The organism is Chitinimonas sp., from assembly GCF_036568685.1.
In the GTDB taxonomy this organism is placed as follows: domain Bacteria; phylum Pseudomonadota; class Gammaproteobacteria; order Burkholderiales; family Chitinimonadaceae; genus Chitinimonas.
Genome location: NZ_DATCSC010000057.1, coordinates 1 through 2,337, shown reverse-complemented (window position 1 = coordinate 2,337; position 2,337 = coordinate 1). Strand labels below are relative to the sequence as shown.

The window sequence follows — 2,337 nt, the reverse complement described above, 5'->3', positions numbered from 1 at the left end:
CTGCGCTTTATGCCCAAGCTGGACAAAGAAAGCCGATTGCTGCGTGAAGGCACAGTGGATATGGAGACCGGCGTGGTGGGTGACGATACCAGCCCCGAGATCCGCACCCGGGTGCTCTACCATGACCGCTTTGTGGGCGTGGTGCGGCCCGGCCACCCGCTCAGCCGCGGCAAGCCCACGCTTGCCCGCTATGCCGCCGGCCAGCACGTGGTGGTCATGCGGCGCAACCTCAGCCGCAACAACCTGGTGGACGAAGCCCTGGCCGCCAGCGGCCTTAGCCGCGACGTCGCGCTCATCGTCGGCGGTTTTGGTACCGCCGTCGCCCTGGCCCGCAGCTGCGACCTCATCGCCACCGTGCCCGAGCGCCACACCGCCGGCCTGCGCGAGGGCCTTTATAGCTTTGTCCTGCCCTTTGCCGTGCCGGAGATCACCATATCGCTTCTGTGGCACCCGCGGCACGACGCCGACCCGGCGCATAAATGGTTGCGGGAGCGCTTGCGAGCGGTGTGTGCGGGTGAGGCGGCGTAGCGTGCCCACCATCCGCCTGTCGCCTTACCCTCAAGGCGTCACCTGAGCGCCATAATCGGGTGCTAAGAAGAAAGGCGCATACGTCACTAAAAAATCAGGTTACCAGGAGGAAACATGAGCCAGATCAAACTCAATGCCGACACGTTGGGCACGCTCAAGACACTGATCGACAACCCATCCCAGGCCCTGCCCCAGTTGCTCAAGGACCTGGCGCCCAACGCCCGCTGGGACTTGCTTACGCAAAAGGTCGGTTCCAACCTCGCCAAGACCGGCGAGGCCGAGCTCTCCCTGCCGCTACTGAACAAATCGGCCGCCGACGATGGCACCTTGTCCAGCGACTGGAAGTGGACGGCCTCCGTCGAGGCCAATGCCACGCTCTCGCTGGATCTGCTCACCCCGGAGGACCTGCAGCACCTGCCCATCCAGCCCGACGCCGCCCATACCCTGGTGGTATACGGCGGCACGATCGCGGCCGGTGGCCAGTTGGGCGCCAACGCCAACAAGCTGCCCTGGGGCAAGGTGGGCATCACGGCCGGCGGCAAGCGCAGCGCCGATCTGCGCTGGTATGTGCAGGCAGAAGACAACGCCACCCTGCTGGCTGCGCTGGCGGACGCCCAGCGTTACTTTGTCTGGCCGCACAATATCCAGGGCATGCTGCGCATGGCCGGGCATAGCGACTGGTTTGGCATGGAATATGAGCTGGACGGCGAAGCCCAGCTGGCCATCGACGTGGATGCCAGCGCCAAAGCCACCGGCTGGACCTTCAACCTCGACGGCGAGCAATCCAGCGTGGGCCTCTCGTTTGGGGTCAAGGCCGGTGCCAAGGCATCGCACCAGAGCCGCTGGAAGCTCAGCAGCATGGTGGAGGCGCGCCCCCAGCCCGGTGGCGGCACGGTACAGGGCTTGCGCATCAAGCTGCACGACCTGCGGCAGACCAGCCGCAGCGGCTCGCTGGCCTTTACCGCCGGGGCCGATTTCTCGGCCGTGGCCGCCAGTGCCGAGCGCATCTTGCGCGCTGCCTGGCCGGAGCTCAAAAAGAGCCCGGTGCTGGACGCTCTGACCCAGCCCGGTACCGTGATCGCGGACAAGCTCAAGGGCTTGATCGACAGCAAGCTGGACGGCGACCTGGCGGACCTGGCCACCCTGCTGGTGGGTGGCCAACCCACCGGCATCCTGCGCCAGGACCTGGTCGACAAACTCACCTTTGGCCTGGCAGATGTACTGGACCAAGCCCTGGGTGAACTGGCCACGCAGGACGCCCAGGCCAGCCAGGCCGCATCAAGCTGGCTGGACCAGCTGCTGGGCACCTCCGCCGCGGCGGGCGAGCTGAAAAGCAAGCTCGAACCCCTGGTGAACGATGCGATCACGCAGGCCACCGCCGGTCTTAGAAAGGCCATGGACGACCTCAAGGCGCAGATCGTCAACAAGGCCCAGGCCGAGGTCGACGCGATCCTCAAACCCCTGGGCGAACTGGGCGCCCAGTTCGACAAGAACCTCGACAAGCTCAACGCCAACAAGACTTCCAAGGCGATCCAGGACGCGGTCAAACGCTACAGCGACCTGCGCAACAAGGTGCTGGCCGCACTGGCCGACGGCAACCGGCAGAAGCTGCTGCTGACCCTCTCTGAAACCCTGACGCGCGACACCGCCAGCGAGGCTGCCTTCGAGGCCTGGTTCCGCCCGGACGACACCATCACGCCCGAAGCCGACCGGCTCTTTGCCGCACTCTGCAGCGGCCAGCTGCTCACGCTCGGCGCGCTGGCGCAAGCCGCCGTCAGCGTGGGCGCGGTGGTCGATGCCAAAGGCTGG

General features: G+C 66.1%; 2 protein-coding genes. Both read left to right on the top strand.

The features are described from left to right. The coding region (locus tag VIM95_RS09330) for a LysR substrate-binding domain-containing protein (RefSeq protein ID WP_331984915.1) at positions 1 to 528 on the top strand (528 nt) is incomplete at its 5' end. A 114-nt stretch (positions 529 to 642) separates the two neighbouring features. Next, a partial coding sequence (locus VIM95_RS09325) for a hypothetical protein (RefSeq protein WP_331984913.1) occupies positions 643 to 2,337 on the top strand: 1,695 nt, incomplete at its 3' end.